Origin of the sequence: Niameybacter massiliensis, from assembly GCF_001282685.1 — a bacterium.
Taxonomy (GTDB): domain Bacteria; phylum Bacillota; class Clostridia; order Lachnospirales; family Cellulosilyticaceae; genus Holtiella; species Holtiella tumoricola.
Map to the genome: position 1 here is coordinate 2,902,085 of NZ_LN875035.1, position 19,536 is coordinate 2,921,620.

The 19,536-nt window shown below is 32.5% G+C and carries 17 protein-coding genes; 2 read left to right on the plus strand and 15 right to left on the minus strand.

Going from position 1 to position 19,536, the window contains the following annotated elements:
- Positions 1 to 55: 55 nt before the first annotated feature.
- From BN2390_RS19210 to BN2390_RS19255, 11 genes are all read right to left on the minus strand, one after another.
- Complete coding sequence (locus BN2390_RS19210) at positions 56 to 712, minus strand: DUF488 domain-containing protein (protein ID WP_053985910.1); 657 nt, start codon at positions 710 to 712, stop codon at positions 56 to 58.
- 185 nt (positions 713 to 897) lie between these two features.
- Positions 898 to 1,287: a diacylglycerol kinase family protein gene (locus tag BN2390_RS19215; RefSeq protein WP_242847698.1), complete on the minus strand. Its 390-nt coding sequence runs from the start codon at positions 1,285 to 1,287 to the stop codon at positions 898 to 900.
- A 102-nt stretch (positions 1,288 to 1,389) separates the two neighbouring features.
- Positions 1,390 to 2,154, minus strand: coding sequence for a helix-turn-helix domain-containing protein (locus tag BN2390_RS19220; RefSeq protein ID WP_053985911.1), 765 nt, complete (start codon positions 2,152 to 2,154; stop codon positions 1,390 to 1,392).
- Between the two features lie 196 nt (positions 2,155 to 2,350).
- On the minus strand, positions 2,351 to 2,950 hold the full coding sequence (locus tag BN2390_RS19225; RefSeq protein WP_053985912.1) for a TIGR04100 family radical SAM protein: 600 nt from the start codon (positions 2,948 to 2,950) through the stop codon (positions 2,351 to 2,353).
- 157 nt (positions 2,951 to 3,107) lie between these two features.
- On the minus strand, positions 3,108 to 3,236 hold the full coding sequence (locus tag BN2390_RS22315; RefSeq protein WP_271012924.1) for a hypothetical protein: 129 nt from the start codon (positions 3,234 to 3,236) through the stop codon (positions 3,108 to 3,110).
- A 32-nt stretch (positions 3,237 to 3,268) separates the two neighbouring features.
- The gene (locus BN2390_RS19230; RefSeq protein WP_053985913.1) at positions 3,269 to 4,078 is read right to left on the minus strand and encodes a class I SAM-dependent methyltransferase; all 810 of its coding nucleotides are present in this window, start codon (positions 4,076 to 4,078) and stop codon (positions 3,269 to 3,271) included.
- 131 nt (positions 4,079 to 4,209) lie between these two features.
- The gene (locus BN2390_RS19235) at positions 4,210 to 5,238 is read right to left on the minus strand and encodes a ribonucleotide-diphosphate reductase subunit beta (protein WP_053985914.1); all 1,029 of its coding nucleotides are present in this window, start codon (positions 5,236 to 5,238) and stop codon (positions 4,210 to 4,212) included.
- A gap of 21 nt (positions 5,239 to 5,259) precedes the next feature.
- Positions 5,260 to 7,548 (minus strand): ribonucleoside-diphosphate reductase subunit alpha, encoded by a 2,289-nt coding sequence (locus BN2390_RS19240; protein ID WP_053985915.1) that lies wholly within the window; start codon positions 7,546 to 7,548, stop codon positions 5,260 to 5,262.
- 227 nt (positions 7,549 to 7,775) lie between these two features.
- Complete coding sequence (locus BN2390_RS19245; protein ID WP_330373829.1) at positions 7,776 to 8,480, minus strand: DUF554 domain-containing protein; 705 nt, start codon at positions 8,478 to 8,480, stop codon at positions 7,776 to 7,778.
- A gap of 125 nt (positions 8,481 to 8,605) precedes the next feature.
- On the minus strand, positions 8,606 to 9,274 hold the full coding sequence (locus BN2390_RS19250) for a hypothetical protein (RefSeq protein ID WP_053985916.1): 669 nt from the start codon (positions 9,272 to 9,274) through the stop codon (positions 8,606 to 8,608).
- A 4-nt stretch (positions 9,275 to 9,278) separates the two neighbouring features.
- Positions 9,279 to 9,848, minus strand: coding sequence for an NADPH-dependent FMN reductase family protein (locus tag BN2390_RS19255; RefSeq protein ID WP_053985917.1), 570 nt, complete (start codon positions 9,846 to 9,848; stop codon positions 9,279 to 9,281).
- 124 nt (positions 9,849 to 9,972) lie between these two features.
- Between BN2390_RS19255 and BN2390_RS19260 the strand changes: the two genes are divergently transcribed.
- Positions 9,973 to 10,581: a TetR/AcrR family transcriptional regulator gene (locus BN2390_RS19260; protein WP_053985918.1), complete on the plus strand. Its 609-nt coding sequence runs from the start codon at positions 9,973 to 9,975 to the stop codon at positions 10,579 to 10,581.
- 6 nt (positions 10,582 to 10,587) lie between these two features.
- On the opposite strand, the gene fliB is transcribed toward BN2390_RS19260, so the two are convergent.
- The 4 genes from fliB to BN2390_RS19280 all read right to left on the minus strand — a co-directional run bounded on the left by fliB (position 10,588) and on the right by BN2390_RS19280 (position 16,319).
- Complete coding sequence (gene fliB, locus BN2390_RS19265) at positions 10,588 to 11,748, minus strand: flagellin lysine-N-methylase (RefSeq protein WP_053985919.1); 1,161 nt, start codon at positions 11,746 to 11,748, stop codon at positions 10,588 to 10,590.
- 191 nt (positions 11,749 to 11,939) lie between these two features.
- Complete coding sequence (locus BN2390_RS19270; RefSeq protein WP_053985920.1) at positions 11,940 to 13,142, minus strand: cation:proton antiporter; 1,203 nt, start codon at positions 13,140 to 13,142, stop codon at positions 11,940 to 11,942.
- A 361-nt stretch (positions 13,143 to 13,503) separates the two neighbouring features.
- Positions 13,504 to 14,367, minus strand: a complete 864-nt coding sequence (locus BN2390_RS19275) for a radical SAM/SPASM domain-containing protein (protein ID WP_053985921.1) — start codon at positions 14,365 to 14,367, stop codon at positions 13,504 to 13,506.
- A 77-nt stretch (positions 14,368 to 14,444) separates the two neighbouring features.
- Complete coding sequence (locus BN2390_RS19280; protein WP_053985922.1) at positions 14,445 to 16,319, minus strand: FUSC family protein; 1,875 nt, start codon at positions 16,317 to 16,319, stop codon at positions 14,445 to 14,447.
- Positions 16,320 to 16,882: 563 nt separating this feature from the next.
- On the opposite strand from BN2390_RS19280, the gene adhE reads away from it, so the two are divergent.
- Positions 16,883 to 19,498 carry a bifunctional acetaldehyde-CoA/alcohol dehydrogenase gene (gene adhE / locus BN2390_RS19285; RefSeq protein WP_053985923.1) on the plus strand — a complete coding sequence of 872 codons (2,616 nt, stop codon included), beginning with the start codon at positions 16,883 to 16,885 and terminating at the stop codon, positions 19,496 to 19,498.
- Positions 19,499 to 19,536 lie beyond the last annotated feature (38 nt).

Genomic DNA, 19,536 nt, shown 5'->3' on the forward strand with positions numbered 1-19,536 from the left:
CTCCCTTGTCTAAATTTCTAGTAATTGCTAAAGTAGTATATCATAAATGCTCTACTCACGCATTAGGGTTAGGTTTTGGGAAATCATAATCATCTTTTAGTACACGCTTAGCATTGACAATAAAAATTTCTTTGCTACATTTTGCATAGGCTTCTTCTAACCTATCTTCTTCTGACTGTTCGCCCCTAAATAAATCAATCTGTCCATTGTCTGGTGCAAACTTCTCTTTCATTCTTTCTTCCATGTGTTGATGAGTTTCTACACTTCCATCATATAGAATATGCTTCACCTCATACCCCATTTCATAAAGTGCCCTTGCTACAAGTGTACTTCTATGACAATCTGTTGGATCTTTTTCGGCGCACATAAATGCTATATGATAACCTTTTTCTAAGCCATTTTGAACACGTGAAACGCCTTCTAGAAACTTATCTGTCTTAGCTAGTTTAGTAAAATCCAAATACCCTTCTTTAGTATTCAGTTCAATCTTATCCTTTATAATTCCAAAAGGTTGATCCATATGCAAATAAGCTATTCCATGTTGTTTGAGGTAAGCCTTAATAATTTCTTTATTAAATTGAGGATGAAATCCTGAATAAGCCATTGTACGTACATCAATCACACAGTTAATATGATATTTTAATAGAAGTTCTAAAAAACTCTCCTGTGTATGATGGGCGTAACCAATTGTATAAATAACCTGCTCTTCCATTACCGTGCTCCTTATATTTAGTTTTTTTCTTAGTATACAACGAGTCTTAAAGAATTATTAACTAAACTATTTTCTTATAAAAGCTATTCTTAGTATAACAAAAGGATATTGTAAAATAGCATAATAAGTAACTATTTTACAATATCCTTTTATTATTGATAATTTTTATCTATGATTTAATGATTCTATTTCAAGAGTATAGAAAAAATCTTAGGTACAAAAATAATCCCCCCTACAATTAATGCACTAATAGCACATACTAAAACAGCTGCTGCTGCTGTATCCTTTGCTACTTTCGCCTTAGGATGAATATCTGGCATTACCATGTCCACAATGGCTTCTACGGCACAATTAACAAGTTCTGCTCCTATGACCATTCCACATAAGATAACACAAATACACCATTCTATTATACTTATCTTAAACCCTATGCCAAATAAGATAACAAGGCACATGGCACATAGATGAATTTTCATATTTCTTTCGTTTAATATTCCTACAGCAATTCCCTCAAAAGCATGCTTAAAACTTGAAATTAGTGATTGTCGTTGATGTGACTTTTGCTTGATAGACACTTATTTTCCCCTATACTATTATTTTGATTCGTATAGTTAGCTTACTACAAAATAATACACACTTCTACCACCCGATACCAATTTATTTATGATTTCTTCTACTTATACGATTAATAATTGATCCATATGTTTTTTGTAATTATAAGGTGTATAAGAGGTGAAGCGTTTAAATTCATTGATAAAATGTGCCTGATCATAATAACCTAGCTGTTCATAGATTATACTCTCCTCATTATCTTCTATAAATCGAATAGCATTTTGGCATCTGATAATACTTGCATATCGCTTTAAAGTGATCCCCATAAAACGTTTAAAAACTCGGCTAATATAGCATTGGCTATATCCCATTTTTTCTGCCAAATGCCTTACACTCACCAAACCTGACGTTTTAACAATCTCTTCTATAGCCTTTTGTATAATATGATTAGTTTCATAGAATACTAAGTCTCCAAACTGTTCTACAAAGTATCTTACTAAGTCCTCTAATCTATCATGGCTAGCCAAATATTCTATCATCTTACTTGTTGGTAATTCTAAATCTCCCTCTTGATTTAAAACATATCTATTATTAATGAGTTCCTCTATGCTTATATGATCTATATCAGGAATAATACCTAGATTGAATTTAATCCCAAAACATCTATCATATTGCCCTATAGAAGATACACTACCTTGTAGAAAGCTCCCACACAAATGGATCTGGCCCTTTCCTTCTTGCCATACGAATTGTATATCCATACAACCATCCGGTATAACCGTAATAGGTTCATGGTTAGGATTATTAAATAAATAAAACTTATTATACTTTGAATGTTCTACTTGTATTTCTTGATAATCCATACTTCTTCTAATACAAAAATTTTTCATATCCCACCTCAATCTTTTCTTTATTAAAGTGTGTACGACTCCTTTCTACCATCTTTAAACTAAAAAAGGCGCCCTAGGAATAACTCCTAAGACGCCTTTGTCTATATCTTCATATGTAATTGTATTCAATTTCATTCTTTTAATATAATATATTATACTCATTATTCAAAATTTGTATTGTAAAAAATGATACTCTTTATTTTATCATTTCTCTTACGCGAAGTGCAATACCCATTTCTGATGCTAGCCTTTTACACCCTTCTATCTGTTCCCCACTAAGAATGTCTACAACTGAAAAAGTTATTTGTGGAATAACCTTTTTACATTCACTCGCAAAGTAAAGAAGATGGCTAAAACTTATCTCACCAAATTTAGGTCTTGCTATTTCTAAGTAACTCTCTACATCTGGAGCATTTAAACTAATAGAAATAGAATCGACTAATCCTTCTAATGTTGGAGCTGTTTCTTTCTTATGAATCAAATCTGCTAGCCCATTTGTATTAATACGTATAGGTGTTTTACTTTTTGCTTTAATCCACTTACATATCTCTACCACTGTATCTAGTCTTTCAAGAGGCTCACCATAACCACAAAATACAATTTGATCATAGTCTTCTAAATTATGTTTTTCAAACGCATCTATGATTTCTTCTAAAGTTGGTTCTTTCTCTAACCACAAACTTTCACATTCCCCTACACTATCATGTTCTAGTCTTACGCAAAACACACACGCACAAGGACATTTATTCGTTATATTTACATATAAGCTATTGTCTATCTTATATAAGATGGTCATCTCCATCCCTCCATTTACTCAAGAATACCCATACATTTTCATGATCTATGTAAAAGGTATTTTTACATAAATGAAATAGAACTTCAATACATCCTCATGTCCCTTTTGAACGAATTACAATCTATACCGATACAATTCATTTCTTATATAACTTAGATTATTTCCTCTTCCCTCTACCTTCTCTTGTCCAAATTAAATAAGCTATTATACCTATAACAAAAATCCAAAAGAGTATATCTATGCCTAATGGTACCTCCTCAAAAATAATCGCTCTATTCATATACATTTCTCTATTCCCCCTAGAATATGTCTACTTCTCTAAATTTCCTTCTTTACAATCATTACAACATGTTCTGTTGCATCTCTATATTGAGGAAGTTCTGCATATTCACATGCCTTTTCTACATAGTTTGCATAGACTTCAGGCATATAGTTTGCTAAGTTACTAAGTTCTACGTGCATTCCTGATATATAACTTTCAGCACCTGCATAAGAAACCAACTGTAATCCTGACTTTTCTATCTCTTCTAACACCTTTGGTGGTGTTGTAAAATAGGTCTGGGTAAAGCTTTCTTCTTCACTAAACTTCAAGTCTCCATTTATATATCTATCAAAATGCTCCTTGTCTAAAAAGCTCTCTGGAAACTCATATAGGCTCGCCTTAAGTGCGCCCCACGTATTGATATATGCAATAAGGATTATGCCTTCATCTTTTACAATTCTTTTGGCTTCTCTTAAAATATGTAAACGGTCTGCTTCTTCATGTAAATGATACATTGGCCCCATGATTAGTAACCCATCGAAACTATTATCTTTAAATCCTTCTAACTCTAAAGCACTTTGGCAATAATAATTTTCTGCCTTCAAACCTGCCATCTCTATTTGATCTTTTGCAATATCCAATTCCCTTTTTGATAAATCTAATAAAGAAACTTGATAACCTTGTTTAAGGAGGGCTAATGAATAGCGTCCAGGGCCTGAGCCAATATCTAAAACATGACCATTCTTTGGAAAATACTTTTCTATAAGATGTAAAGTCGTTTTGTATTCCACTTGACTATAAGGATTGGCAAGTCTTTGCCACTCTCTTTCTGCTTCTTCATCATAGTATTGTTTTACAACTTCCATTACAACGCCTCCTTTTATTTTTCAGAATATATTGTTCACTATCTTATCCCATATTAAATCTTCTGTCAATTCTTTTTTTATAAAAAATAATCCTAAGCCTCTCACAAGAAACCTAGGATCATTTATACTTTTTATTCTAATTCATCTATATCAAAAGCGGCGGCTTTGGTATAGGTTGTTACTTTTGCCTCGAAGAAATCAGTCTTTGTATTATTTAAGTTTGCAAAGCTTTCTATCCATTCCATTGGATGTGTTGTAATCTCTGGGTAAAGAACATTTAATCCGATTGCCTTTAATCTTAAATTGGATAAATATTTGATATATCTATCAATAAGCTCATCATTTAAACCTAGTATTTCATTATTGGTTACATATTGTCCCCAACTGATTTCATGCTCAACAGCGACCCTCATCATCTCTACTAGTTCGCTTTCAAATGCTGGTGTAAAGATACTTGGATTCTCTTTTTTAAGTTCTTTTAAAACATTTTGGAACAACACAAGATGAGTAATTTCATCTCTATTGATATATTTAAATAACGTACTTGTTGCTGTCATTTTACCTTGTCTTGCTAATGTATAGAAGAAGCTAAAACCTGAATAAAAGTAGATACCTTCTAAAATATAATTTGCCATAACAGTTTTAATAAAGCCTTCTTCTGTAGCTTCCTCATTAAATGCTTGATAAATACCTGCTATAAATTTATTTCTTTCTAATAAGTGCTCGTCATTTCTCCACATATCATAGATTTGATCTCTTGTAATGGGATTGGTAACAGAGTCTAATATATAGGAATAACTTTGTGCATGTATCTCTTCTTGAAAAGCTTGAATATTTAATAAGGAGGATACTTCTGGTGCTGTAATATATCTAGAGAGATTTGGTAAGTTTTCACTTTGTATAGAATCTAAAAAGTTGAGGAAAGAAATGATTCTATCAAATGCTCTTCTTTCTCCATCTGTTAGATGAGGAAATTGTTTAACGTCTTCACCTAGTGAGATCTCCTCAGGTATCCAGAAATTATTAAGCATCCCTCTATACATAGTATTTGCCCAATCATATTTGATTCTGTTCCATTCTCTTAAATTAGTTGTATCTCCACCAATTAAAGAATGGGTACCTCTTATTCCATTTTCATTAAATATCATTTTTTTCTTCATTATCAATACTTCCTTCCACTCTTAGCTTGAACAGCTTGTACATTCATCCATTTCTAAAGATTGGTTTCTGATATAGTAAATCGTCTTTACACCCTGTCTCCATGTTTCCATATACATTTCTAAGATATCTTTCGCTTTTATTTCTGGTGTAATATAAAGGTTAAAGGACTGTGCTTGATCAATATGCTTTTGTCTTACACCACAAGCCTTTATACTCCACTGTTGATCAATTGTATGAGCTTCTTTATACGTCCAAAAGTTTTCCACTGATAAATCTGGAGCTGTCTTAGGTGTAAAGCTACCTTTCTTCTCTTCAATGAAGAACTTTTTAAATATAGGATCTATCCCTGCTGTAGTATTTCCTATATTAGATGTACTTCCCGTTGGCGCTATAGCCATAATATACCCATTTCGTACACCGTACTTTTTCACATCTTCTTTTAACTTAAGCCATCTAGAAGATGTGTAACCACGTCTTTCAAAGTAAGCACCTGTATGCCATTCAGAACCTTCAAACTCAGAATAAGCACCTTTTTCTTTAGCTAACTCCATAGAACCTTTTATAGCCTGATAAGCAATTTCTTCAAATAAAGTATCTGCTACTTCTAAGTGTTCTTGGCTTTCCCACATAATATTTTTCTTCACCAGGTAATGATGATACCCACTTGTTCCTAGACCAATTGCTCTATATTTATCACTTGTTAACTTCGCTTCAGCAACAGGTAGGTCATTAAGAGACACTACATTATCGAGCATTCTAATTTGTAGAGGAACTGTTTCTTGTAACTCCTCTAATTCTGTTTTTCCTAGATTGATAGAGTTTAAGTTACATACAACCATATCCCCTGGAGTGATGGTACTTCTAATTTCTTTTTTACCTTCACCTATTATTTCTTCATTTTCAAATACACTTTCACTTGTATTTTGAGTGATTTCATGACAAAGATTTGATGCATAAATCATTCCAGCATGCTTATTGGCATTGTATTTGTTCACTGTATCTCTAAAGAATATAAATGGTGTGCCTGTTTCAACAGCACTCTTTAGTATCTTTTTCATAATATCTAAAGCATCTACCTCTACTCTAGGTAACATTGGATTATTTTCACACTCAACATATTTACGTGTAAATGCCTTATCCTCTACATCATCAAAAGCATCCTCTAAGTAGTACCCCATTAATTTATGAACACTATAAGGATCAAACAATGACCACTTTTGTCTCTTTTCTAATCTCTGCATAAAGAGGTCTGGTATAGATAATGCAGTAAATAAGTCATGGGCTTTTCTTCTATCATCACCATTATTGGTTTTAAGATCTAGAAAATCGTAAACGTCTTGATGCCAGATATCCAGTGTTACTGTTGCACCACCTTTTCTTTTCCCTAATTGATCTACTGCTACAGCTGTATCATTATATAAACGTACCCAAGGGATAACGCCCCCTGATGCATTTTTGTAACCTCTAATCTCACTATTTAGAGCTCTTATTTTTCCTAAATAGATACCCATTCCTCCACCATGTTTGGATACTTGGGCGAATTTCTGATTGGTATCATAGATAGACCACAAATTATCTCCCACTGTTGAAATAAAGCAACTACTTAATTGATAAGTCGGTGTTCCTGCATTACCTAATGTAGGTGTTGCTACTGTCATCTTTAACTGGCTAAGTAAATCATAGAATTTTTTTGCATAATAAACTTTGTTTTCTTTTTCAGGAATAGCTAGATGCATAGCTATTGTCATAAATCTTTCTTGTGGCAACTCTAATACTTCTTTTCCAAATCCTCTTATCAAGTATCTATCCACTAAGAGCTTGACCCCTTCATAGTTAAATAAGTAATCTCTTTCTGGTTTAATATATTCTGCAAGTTCAAGAATCTCTTCTTTCGTATACTCCGTTACGAGATACTTGCCGTATAGCCCCTTCTCTTCTAATTTATATATAAGCTCTAAGTAACTGCCATACCCGAAGTGGTCATATCCTCTATTTTTCTTTGCTTCTTTATATAAATCAAATAATAATAATCTAGCTGCTACATATTGCCAATTAGAGTGGGTTACCTTTGTACTTCCACCAAATTCATTTGCTTTTGTTTGTATAACCTTTCCTATCGCTGTTTGTATAAGTATCTTCTGTATCTCAGCTGTTGTCATCTCTTCTCTAAACTGAATGCAAGAATCTAATTCAAGTTCTATAGGGTCACATCCTTCAATCCCCTCGCAAGCCATATTAATCATTCGTTTTGTTTTCTCTACGTTTAATTTTTCCAACCTACCGTCTCTCTTACGAATCAATATATCCATTAGTCAGGCCCCTTTTCTTACCATTTGTATATCTATTAAAATTATTGTTTTTTAATAATATTTATCTTTTACGTATATCTATGATAGCATACTCTATTTATTTTTTGTACAACAACTTCAGTCTAAAATTTCCTCCCTTCTTCTCACCCCTTGGTATATCTATATAAACTTTATAAAAAAATAAAAAAGATGAGTAACTGTCTATAGCTACTCATCTTTTCTCTTCTCTAACCTACTATTAAAAACCATATAATCGGGATAATCAACGCTGGCAATAGGTTTGAGACCTTTATTCTCTTAATGTCTAAAAGGGATAGACCTATTCCAATAAGTAAAATACCACCTACTGCATTCATCTCTATCATCATTGCATCACTTAAATACGGCTGCACTGTTTGTGCCATTAAAGCAATACCACCCTGATAGATTAAAATAGGAAATGCTGATAGGGCTACGCCTATACCCATACTACTTGCAAAGATTAGAGCTGAAATACCATCCATAATACTTTTTGTATATAAGATTGTATGGTCCCCTCTAAGCCCACTATCTAGTGCACCCATTATGGCCATCGAGCCTACACAAAAAAGTAGAGTAGCCGTAACAAATCCCTCTCCTATTCTACTTTCTTCTTCTAAACCTGTTCCACCCTTCCCCTTTACTTTATCTTTTAACCAATCTCCAACTTTATTAAGCTTACTATCAATATCGATCCATTCTCCTATCAATGCACCAATTACTAAACTTACCACAACGATTAGCATATTCTGTGATTTAATTGCAAATGTAATACCAATAACAGCAGTTACTAGTCCTAGTGCACTCATAATCAAATCTTCATAACGTTTTTCTATGCCTCGCTTTAATAAAATCCCTAATATACTTCCTACTAATATTAATAATACATTTACAATGGTCCCTAACAAAATCATCCCTTTATCACTCCTAACTTACCTCATGTTATAATCATTCTTTATATAACCGATAGTACATCATTGGATAAAATTATAATTTATATTTATACCAAAGTAAACATACTTATAAAAATTGAAGTAAATTAATAAATACGTTGTCTTATCATTTTTACGGACACTTTTCCCTTTTTTGCCCTATCCTTCCAAAATTGATTCCCCATTTGATTGAACATCCAAATTGGTATTTTAGGACTTACTAATAAATCTTGTTGTTTTGTTTCTTCTTCATTTAAAATAGCTCTGCTTAAAACTCTAAGAGCATTACCTATTTGACGTTTTACAACAAACTCCATAGGCATCTGATCACGTGTTGCATACATCATTTCACCTGCACCAAGGCCTAGTCCAAACTGCCAGCTATAACCTATTTTTTCTGTAAAGAATCTAAGATTTCTTAAAGCATACTTATTTTGCTCTCCTTGTAAAAATCCATTATTACATAATGCATATACCCTGGTTTTAGGTTCTCTTAAGTTTGGATAAACTTCTAAATAAGTTTCAAATCCCTCTAAGAAAGATAGTAGACCAGCGTATAATGTATCTACATAAAGGGAACAACCTATCACTAACTGATCTACCTGCGTTAACTTTTTATAAGTACTGTCTAAATCCTTCTGCTTGATTACTTTGGCTACATAGATTTCTTCACATTCCACCTGTTCTCCTAAAAGCTTTTTTAACTCTTCTATGTAATAATGAGTAACACTGCGTTCTTGCTTTGGACTACCATTTAAAAATATTACTTTTTTCATTTTCTTATACCTCCAGCCCTTTACAAAGTTCTATTAAGGCACTAACAATCTCTTCTACTTTCTCTTCACTTTCACAAATGAATGTATAGCCTTTTGACTTTTTCATATTAATACTATTTGCATTGATAATCCCTTTAAAAGTCTCTACTTCTTCCTGACTTAAATCTTCTCCATAGCCTACAACAATAAACTCTGGGTACTTTTTGTAACGTGGTTGATGGTGTGTCTCACCTTTAACTGTTTCAAAAAAAGGTAATACATTAGGTATGTTACGGTCTAACATATTCTTAATCACCGGCTCATACGTTCCATATTTAATTTGAGTAATCAGAATCACAGTATCATTACTTATATATGCTTTGCTAAATTCAGTTTGTTTATCTTTGATGACACATGTGCCAGGTGTTTTTACCCAACACCCAAAACATCCTAAGCAATTTTTACTTTCTTCTATATTGGCACCAAAAGTTTGTATAGGATATTCTTGTTCTTTCAACCTACTAAGTATTTCCTCACGAAGCCTTTTACCAAGAATATGAGTTGGTTTTTCATTATATGATACAAGTACTTTCATTTTTACACCTCGCTTAAGTTGACACTGTCAACCTTTTTGCCATTAATATAGCACCCTACGTTGACACTGTCAACCCAGAGTGCTATACTTTTAAAAAAATATATTAAATAAGGATGAATTTATTATGACACCCTCTCATGTGACTGATGACTCATTACGCACTAAACTTATCCAGACCGGACTACGCCTTATTGCTACAGAAGGCTATAATAATCTCTCTCTTAGAAAAGTAGCTAAACTATGTGAGGTAAGCCATAATGCCCCTTATAAGCATTTTGCAAATAAAGAAGAATTGGTTCAAGCCATTATGCAAGAATCAGCTAAGGAATTTCAAGCTGCCCTAGCCCCTATTCTTACTCATTACCACGATGCCCCTAAAGAACAGATTATAGAACTGGGTGTAGCCTATGTCACCTTTATGGTAGCTAATCCTGACTACTTACAGTTTTCCTTTATGAATCAATCTCCTATACCTATTTGTATAGAAAGTGGTATGTTCCATCCATGTTCTAATCCATCTTTTAATGCTTTTAGAAGCACAGCGCTTCGTTATCTAGAAACAGTAGGAGCTGACCTAGCACTTTATGATACTTATGTGCTTTCTATGTGGAGCCTTGTCCATGGTCTTGCTTCACTCTTTGCCAGCGGAAGCATTACAAGTGTAGAGCCTGCAGAAGTCGTTGCACGACACACAATTACAACCAGCCTAAATACTATGTTTGATTCCAATTAATGATTATTAATCTGTAAAATAACTTAAATAGCCATCATTATGGTCATAAGTTTTAGTAAAGGATTGAATAAGCTTGATAGCTTGTTCCTCCTTTATGACTTTTCTGCCTGCTGGTGTAGCTAGGCCCATTCCTATGAGATGTACTTTAATAAGTGTATAGTATAATAACATCCATTCATAACTTTCAATAGGTGTTGCACCATCTAAAGGTATACAACGCTCATAGATATAGTTCACTAAATAATTTTCTAAAATATGGCCTTTTTGTTCTAAGAAGTCCTTATAGCAACTTCTCTCACCCTTTAAGTAAGTTTTATAAGCTTGCTGTAAAGTTGCAGTCTCCTTTGTTAATCCTAACCCTTCTAATACTTGGTCTAAGCACTCAGCATAACGCTCAGATGGTAGTTCCATATCTTGCTGTAAGAAATACATTCTTTCAATTAGAATGCCCGCATCTACTTCTCTTTCACCTTTAAAGTTTTCACCTGTATACTTTTGCACAAATCCTGGTATTTGTTTTGTTTTTCCTTTTAATGCAAGTTCTGTAATTCCAAGCATTAATCCTTCTACATGTGTTAATCTCTCTTCTAAGTAGAAATTCCTATTTTGTAATAGACCAATCGCCTTATCTCTTATAATAAAGAAATAATCTTGCCATTCTTTTGGGTTTTCTATATTTAAGTCCACATCTGCACTAATTGTTGATTCATTAAATAGCTTTTCTGATAAGCTAAAAGTTATTGGTTTTTCTTGTAATAAGATTTGACGTGCTGCTTCTGGACAAGAAAATGTCATTGAATATTCCATAGTATTATGGATGCGATTTAATGTTCTTGGATAGAGTCCACAAGTATGGCTTAAATAGGATTCACCTAGGCCACTATAGATATCACACCATCCATCTTGACTTAAAAATGCACAACGGTTATCTTTTAATTTAATTTGTGCTGCACAAGCCTTAGTTGCTTTTTGCTTACAATCTACAATGTCTTGACTAAATCTATTTTTAAGTTCTGCATGCTCAACTTTTTTATATTTATCGTAGGTACCAGCATCTACTTCAATGGACCATCCTGCACAGCAAGTATCTTCACATTTACCACCTATACATTTAAAGTCCTTAATATAAGAAGGTACTATACGTTTATATTGTTTTTGTTCCGGCATTTAATTCATTCTCCTTAACCTGACATGTTTCCCTTATTGTATCGAATTTCTAGCTAAAACTCTAGTCTCTATATTGAAAACCTTTGTAAATAAATAGAATTTCATATCTTTCTATATAAATAAAGCTAGTAGAATCTAAACTTAATATTAGTTTAGATTCTACTAGCCTAGTTTGGTCTGCTAGCAATTTGCTATTGTACACAAGCAAGCGTACTTTTCTCCACTTGATCCTCTTTTTTATAAAGTAATTTTAGTATAATTGGTGTTATAACAGATGATACAATAACAAGGAAAATAACCGCTGTGAATAAACTTGGTTCCATAAGTCCAGCACTTAAACCTTTTTGTGCAACAATAAGTGCCACTTCTCCTCTTGCCATCATTCCTACACCTACACGCAATGCTTCATGTCCAGAGAATCCTATTAGTTTTGCACCTATACCACAGCCTATTATCTTTGCAAGTAATGCTACAAGCACAAAACATACTGAGAATAATAATACTGTCGTTGTTACACCTGTAACTTCTGTCTTAAGTCCAATACTTGTAAAGAATATAGGGCTAAACAACATATAAGAATTTATATCAATTTTTTCAACAATATACTCTGAAGACTGTATATTACATAGGATAATTCCTGCTACAAAAGCGCCTGTAATATCAGCTATACCAAAGAAATGTTCTGCTATGTACGCCATCAAAAGGCAAAGTACAAATCCGTAAATTGGGATTCTCCTTTTATGAGGATACTTCTTATCAAAGTATTTAAAAAGTAAATTAATTATTACCCCTCCAATGATAGCAATCACAAAAAATGCTACTGTATTAAAAACAACTTTCATTGGAGCTGCTTCTGGATTCTTGAGTCCAATTACAAAAGTCAATAAAATAATCCCTATCACATCATCTACAATGGCTGCACTTAAAATAGCTGTGCCTACTTTTCCTTTTAATTTGCCCATCTCACGTAAAGTCTCAACAGTAATACTTACTGATGTTGCTGTAATGATAATCCCTATAAAAATTGCTTGATAAAAGGCCTCACTTCCTACAGGTGCAAAACCATTAAAGCAGGAATAAAGTAGATAGCCACCTCCTAAAGGTACAATAACACCTAATGAAGCAATGCAAAGTGAAGCAAGTCCTGTATTTTTAAGTTCTTTTAAATCAGTTTCAAGGCCTGCAGTAAACATGAGCATAATTACTCCAAGCTCTGCCATCTTGACTAAAAAATCACTCTCTTTTACAATTCCTAACACATTAGGACCTATAATAAGCCCTGCAACCAAAATACCTACTACTTGCGGTAAATGGATCTTTCTAAAGGCAATACCAAATAATTTTGATGCAATTAATATAATTGCTAAATCTAGAAAGAACTCATAAGAAAGCATATATTTCCCCACCCTTGTTCAATATTTTTTATCCAATTACCTATTATATACCCATTAGTTTAACTTTCAACTTTTGTAATGTTTTTCATTTGATTCTCATTTAAAGATCTCAAATTATTTTATTAATTTTTTATACTATTTTTTATATAAAACAAAATATCATGTAATATTTTTCATTTTTATCCGATTCATCATATGCATTTATTACAATTTAAACTCTAGTATATTTATATTTTTCTACACCTATTTCATTAAATTATTTAATTTTTCTAATTCCTTCAAATCTGCTTTTAACTTAAAAATTGATTTAATAAAAAAAGAGATATTCTAATTAAAAGAATATCCCTTTTTTATACTTTAATTAATAACGTTTTGCATATCCGCAACGTTTACAAAGTTCTTCTACTGCTTGACGATTTGAGAAACCTTCATAAATTCTCCTAGCCCTTGGTCCTTCTATTATTTCACCTAAAGTCTTCTCAAAAATATTTCCTAATGGAATATTTCCTTCACTATCTAAACAACACGGTACTACTGTACCATCTACATGAATACCTATTTGATCTCTAAGCCCATAACAAAATACTTGCTTGGCTGTATCTATCTTATCTATGTCTGGCCACTCAAACTTTTCTGCCATATTAAGATATAAGTGATGAGCAAGCTTACCGCCTCGCTTCTCTAGTAATAACTGTCTCACTTGTAGGTCTAAGTTCTCCTCTAATAGGCTAATAATATCTTCATTTAATGCATTATCTGCCTTTAGTTCTTCTGTATCCATATTCCACAATCTAATAGCACAGATAATATCTGTTTTCTGAGTAGCTTCCTTTACAAACTCTGTAACCTCTTTCACATATGTTTTAAGATCTACTTCACTACTATTTGCCTCAAAACTATGAAGTGAAATATTAACTTGTCTTAAATGACTTGATGCCAATAAAATATCTTTGACCTTAGGTAATAATGTTCCATTAGTAGTTATATTAACTGTTAACCCTGCTTGATTACTTATCTCCAAAAATGTTTCAAGTTGAGGATGCAGGGTAGGCTCCCCCATTAAATGAAGGTAAATATAATCTGTATAAGGCTTAACTTGTTCTATTATATGTTTAAAAGCTTGTGGCTCCATTACTTGTAATTTTCTTTTTGTCTTAGGACAAAAATTACAACTTAGATTACATATATTTGTAATTTCAATATAAACTTTTTTAAATCTTTTCATTGAGTCGTATCCTACTTTCTAAGGTATGTCCTTTTATACTCTATTTGTATTATAACATAAAAACTAAGGAGCCTTACTTACTCCTTATTTTTTATACTTTCTTCTTCTTGTAGAATCTCAACAATAATACTTAGAATAACCTTATCATAAATATCTTCTGCTAATTGAATTTGTCTTTGACCTTCTTCAATAGCTGGTATTAATTCAGCTTGGTTACCTTTCAAAAGGTTACCTATATCCACTAAAACATGCTGTACATTTACACTTATCTCATGATGAGTCGCCCATATATAAAGCTCATAAATAGTAATTAAAAATAGCCTATAGTCTTTTACCATATCCTGATTTTCTATATTTACTGCTAACTGATTATTAAGTTTGATTCTGTCTTCAATTAAAGAGGTTAAGATAAAAAGATTCTTTAACTTATGCTCATTACCATTTCCTCTAGTCATTTCATATACAGTATTCATCATATCTTCGATTGTTATTCTATACAATTTCTCAAGTTGTTTATTATGTGTTTCTAATCTATATGGAAGAATAAATCTATTAATCACTAATGCAATGATTGCTCCAAATATAACAAAAAGAATACGACTTTCTGATAGTACTAATGCATCTCCCATCAATGCTGCTGCACCAATAGCTGAAACAGTCACACAAATGGTTGTATGTCGATACTGTTTTAAGTAATTCCCAATATATCCAGCGCCCATTAAAATTATAGTACGTATAGTTAAATCATGAAAAATACTAAATAAAATAACAACTATAATCGATCCTATAATCGTTGCAAAGATACGATCCTTTAGTTTCTGCTTTGACTGTTCATATATAGGCACAATCAAAGAAAAAACTGTAAACATAATCCATCTTCCCTCTGTTAACTTAAAAAAGTCTGTTAAAAAAGCCGCTAATGTAATACCTATAGCAAGACGGCATGCATAAGAAAACTTAATAGAATTTCTATCTAACTCTATTTTAAAGACAAAATGTTTCTTAAATCTCTCTAAATTATATTGGTTATTTTCTATCTTACTTAATTCTTCTAAATTATTTTTAATAAAGCTCAGATGATTAAGAAGCTTCAAAACTTCTATATCATTAATTCTTTCTATCTGATATTTACTTAATAAGGTCTTAAAGATCTCATCTAAGCAGTCTATTTCTGCTAAATCATTAAAGCATTTACTTATTTGATCCAGTATGCTAATAAGGTCATCAATCATTTCTTGTTGCTCTGCTTCATACTTAACTTTGTCTAAAAGATAAGAAATTTTTTCTAAAGAAACAGCTAAGTTAAGCTTGATCATTCCCTCCTCCGTTAGATAAAAATCTTCTTCTCTTCTATCATAAAGTAGTGTAGTGAATAGATGAATCTGTTCTCTAATATCTTTATCTATCCCCTCATACTGTTGGTTTACCTTAATATACTCTGCCTTTTTAATAATATTTTTACACAGTTGTGCTAATAGCTGATTACCTACTTTTTTAAACTTATTTTTATTAATAACTAATTGAGACACCATAATAAAGATTGCTCCACATACTAAGGCGCTTAGTCTGTTAGGTATCAACTCTATACTAACTGGCGTTGCTAGTATAAACAAATACTCTAATACGAAAGGCATATACATAGGCTTCTTCAAATTATATAAAAGGCTATAGCCCAAAATAAAAATAGCTATAAAGTTAATAGGAATACCTAACCAAGTATTCATACTAGCCAGTGTGCTTGCACATCCAATAAATAAGTTTAAAGCAATAAGAGTAAAAGTATTTTTCCACGGTGCTAAAGTTAAATCTCTTTCTAAAAACATTAGCATAGCTGTTATGGTGGTAACACCGATTAAAGTATTTTCATTTCCAAAAATACTTTTGAAGATAATAATAAATCCTATAATTGCTACAAATAGAATTGTCTTTGACATAATGAGCTTTTTATTCATTTATATTCCTCCCCTTCCTATATACTTTTATTAATTTCTTATAGAGGTTCATTCTATACTTCTTTTCAACCATCTAATTACATTAATTACTTTACAACTTTTTTGTTGCATTCGCAACTTTTGACTTAGTAATAGATATTTCTTTAACAAAAAAAGATATTTAATAAAAAGACTGCTATCTTAATATAGCTGTCCTTTTTATTAGATATCTCCTTATATTTTTAGCTATAAAAATATTGTTAAAAATTAAATTTTCATATATTCCTAATATATATTTTAAAATTATTTAATAAAAATAGTTTATTTATTATTTCTGCCAATCTATTTCTCAAGATTTTTTTGTCATATAAGCTATTTTTTTATAACATATGTTTATTTTTTTATGCAATTAATGCATTTTTCTTTGACACTTACCACTTGTTAAATAATTGACAATTTTAAACTCCAGTAGTATTATTACAATGTATTCAAAATAAATATTAATTTTATATATTTATATGTAAATTAATAGTATATATAACAAATACGATATCTAATTATTGTTTATAAGGGAGGCTGTTATTATGGCTACAGAAAAAAAAGCACCTGTTGAAGCTCCTGTTGTGGATGCTCAAGCTATGGTTAATGAATTAGTTGAAAAAGCAGATAAAGCACTTGAAGAGTACATGAAACTCGATCAAGAACAAATTGATAAAATCACTCAAGCTATGGCCCTTGCTGGTCTTTCAGCTCAAATGAAGCTTGCTAGAATGGCTGTTGAAGAAACAGGACGTGGCGTTTTTGAAGATAAAGTTACAAAAAATATCTTTGCTACAGAATATATTTATCACAGTATTAAACATGACAAAACTGTTGGCTTAATCGAAGATAATGAAGATGAAGGTTATATGGAAATCGCTGAACCAGTTGGTATTGTTTGCGGTGTTACACCTACTACTAACCCAACTTCAACTGCTATGTTTAAAGCAATTATCTGTGCAAAAACACGTAATCCTATCATCTTTGGTTTCCATCCATCTGCACAAAACTGCTCACGTGAAGCTGCTAAAATCGTAAGAGATGCTGCTGTTGCTGCTGGCGCTCCTGAAAACTGTGTTCAATGGATTGAATATCCATCAATTGATGCTACTACAGCTCTTATGAACCATCCAAAAGTTGCGATGATTCTTGCTACTGGTGGTTCTGCAATGGTTCGTTCTGCATACTCAGCTGGTAAACCAGCACTTGGTGTAGGCCCTGGTAACGTACCTGCTTTCATTGAAAAAACAGCTAACTTAGAACAATCTCTTACAGACCTTATGCTTTCAAAAGCATTTGATAACGGTATGATTTGTGCTTCTGAACAAGCTGCTATCATTGAAGCACCTGTTTATGATAAAGCAGTTGCTTTCATGAAAAAATTTGGTTGCTACTTTGCAACTAAAGAAGAAATTAAAAAACTTGAACCAATTGTTATCAACCCACAAAAACAAATGGTTAATCCAGATATCGTAGGTAAATATCCATATGAAATTGCTGCTCTTGCAGGTATTACTATTCCAAAAGAAACAAAAGTACTTTGCTGTGAAATTGATGGCGTTGGCGAAGAATATCCTCTTTCAAGAGAAAAACTTTCTCCAGTACTTGCTGTTGTAAAAGCTAAAGATGCTGAAGATGGTATCAAAAAAGCTGAAACAATGGTTGAACTTGGTGGACTTGGTCATACAGCTGTTATCCACTCTACTGATGAAGCGCTTATTGAAGAATACGGTGAAAGACTTAAAGCTTGTCGTATCATTGTAAACTCTCCTTCTGCTTTTGGTGGTATTGGTGATGTTTATAACTCAATGATGCCTTCATTAACTCTTGGTTGTGGTTCTTACGGACGTAACTCTACTTCTTCAAACGTTACAGCAATGAACTTAATTAATAAGAAAAGGGTGGCAAAGAGACGCGTGAATATGCAATGGTTTAAAATTCCAGAAAAAATCTATTTTGAAGCTGGCTCAGTTCAATACTTAGCAAAAATGCCAAATATCTCTCGTGCATTAATCGTAGCTGACCCAATGATGGTTAAACTTGGTTATGTTGATCGTGTAACATACCAATTAAATAAAAATCCTAATAAGCTTTCTATTGAAATCTTCAGCGAAGTTGAGCCAGATCCAGACCTTGAAACAGTAAGAAAAGGTGCTGAAGTTATGCGTTCATTCCAACCAGACGTTATCATCGCTCTTGGTGGTGGTTCTGCAATGGATGCTGGTAAAGCTATGTGGCTATTCTACGAACACCCAGAAGCTGACTTCGTTGGTATGGCACAAAAATTCTTAGATATTAGAAAACGTGTTTACAAATTCCCACACATGGGTAAAAATGCTAAATTTGTAGCTATTCCAACAACATCTGGTACTGGTTCAGAAGTAACATCATTCGCTGTTATTTCAGATAAATCTAAGAATATGAAATACCCTCTTGCTGACTACGAATTAACACCAGATGTAGCTATTATCGATCCTGAATTTGTAATGAGTGTACCTGCTAGTCCTACTGCAGATACAGGTCTTGATGTATTAACACATGCTATTGAAGCATATGTATCTGTACTTGCTTCTGATTTCACAGACGCTCTTGCAATGAAAGCTATTCAACTTGTATTTGAATATTTACCACGCTCATACAAAAATGGTGCTAAAGACCCTGAAGCAAGAGAAAAAATGCACAATGCATCATGTATTGCAGGTATGGCCTTTACTAATGCCTTCTTAGGTATTAACCACTCACTTGCTCATAAACTTGGTGGTGAATTCCACATTGCTCATGGTCGTGCAAACGCTATCCTTCTTCCACATGTTATCGCATACAACGGTGAAACAAATCCAACTAAGTTTATGGCATTCCCTAAATATGGTAAATTCACTGCTCCTGAAAGATATGCTGATATCGCTAGAATGTTAGGACTTCCTGCTTCTACTCCTGAAGAAGGTGTTAAATCTCTTGTTCAAGCTGTTCGTAACTTAATGAAAGAACTTAATGTTCCATTTACATTAAAAGAAATGGGTATTGATGAAAAAGTATATCTTGAAGCAATCAAAGACCTTTCATATAAAGCATTCGAAGACCAATGTACAACAGCTAATCCAAGACTTCCAAAAGTTCCTGAATTAGAAGACCTTTACAAAAAAGCTTACTACGGTAAATAAAACATTAAGAAGAGGTAGCCCATATGGACTACCTCTTC

Bases quoted from the DNA above. Each gene is read 5' to 3' on its own strand.
- BN2390_RS19235 (WP_053985914.1), bottom strand. From the start codon at position 5,238: ATGAAGAAAAAAATGATATTTAATGAAAATGGAATAAGAGGTACCCAT.
- BN2390_RS19255 (WP_053985917.1), bottom strand. From the start codon at position 9,848: ATGAAAGTACTTGTATCATATAATGAAAAACCAACTCATATTCTTGGT.
- BN2390_RS22315 (WP_271012924.1), bottom strand. From the start codon at position 3,236: ATGTATATGAATAGAGCGATTATTTTTGAGGAGGTACCATTAGGCATA.
- BN2390_RS19210 (WP_053985910.1), bottom strand. From the start codon at position 712: ATGGAAGAGCAGGTTATTTATACAATTGGTTACGCCCATCATACACAG.
- BN2390_RS19260 (WP_053985918.1), top strand. From the start codon at position 9,973: ATGACACCCTCTCATGTGACTGATGACTCATTACGCACTAAACTTATC.
- adhE (WP_053985923.1), top strand. From the start codon at position 16,883: ATGGCTACAGAAAAAAAAGCACCTGTTGAAGCTCCTGTTGTGGATGCT.
- BN2390_RS19220 (WP_053985911.1), bottom strand. From the start codon at position 2,154: ATGAAAAATTTTTGTATTAGAAGAAGTATGGATTATCAAGAAATACAA.
- BN2390_RS19275 (WP_053985921.1), bottom strand. From the start codon at position 14,367: ATGAAAAGATTTAAAAAAGTTTATATTGAAATTACAAATATATGTAAT.
- BN2390_RS19230 (WP_053985913.1), bottom strand. From the start codon at position 4,078: ATGGAAGTTGTAAAACAATACTATGATGAAGAAGCAGAAAGAGAGTGG.
- BN2390_RS19225 (WP_053985912.1), bottom strand. From the start codon at position 2,950: ATGACCATCTTATATAAGATAGACAATAGCTTATATGTAAATATAACG.
- fliB (WP_053985919.1), bottom strand. From the start codon at position 11,748: ATGCCGGAACAAAAACAATATAAACGTATAGTACCTTCTTATATTAAG.
- BN2390_RS19240 (WP_053985915.1), bottom strand. From the start codon at position 7,548: ATGGATATATTGATTCGTAAGAGAGACGGTAGGTTGGAAAAATTAAAC.
- BN2390_RS19250 (WP_053985916.1), bottom strand. From the start codon at position 9,274: ATGAAAAAAGTAATATTTTTAAATGGTAGTCCAAAGCAAGAACGCAGT.
- BN2390_RS19280 (WP_053985922.1), bottom strand. From the start codon at position 16,319: ATGAATAAAAAGCTCATTATGTCAAAGACAATTCTATTTGTAGCAATT.
- BN2390_RS19270 (WP_053985920.1), bottom strand. From the start codon at position 13,142: ATGCTTTCTTATGAGTTCTTTCTAGATTTAGCAATTATATTAATTGCA.
- BN2390_RS19245 (WP_330373829.1), bottom strand. From the start codon at position 8,480: ATGATTTTGTTAGGGACCATTGTAAATGTATTATTAATATTAGTAGGA.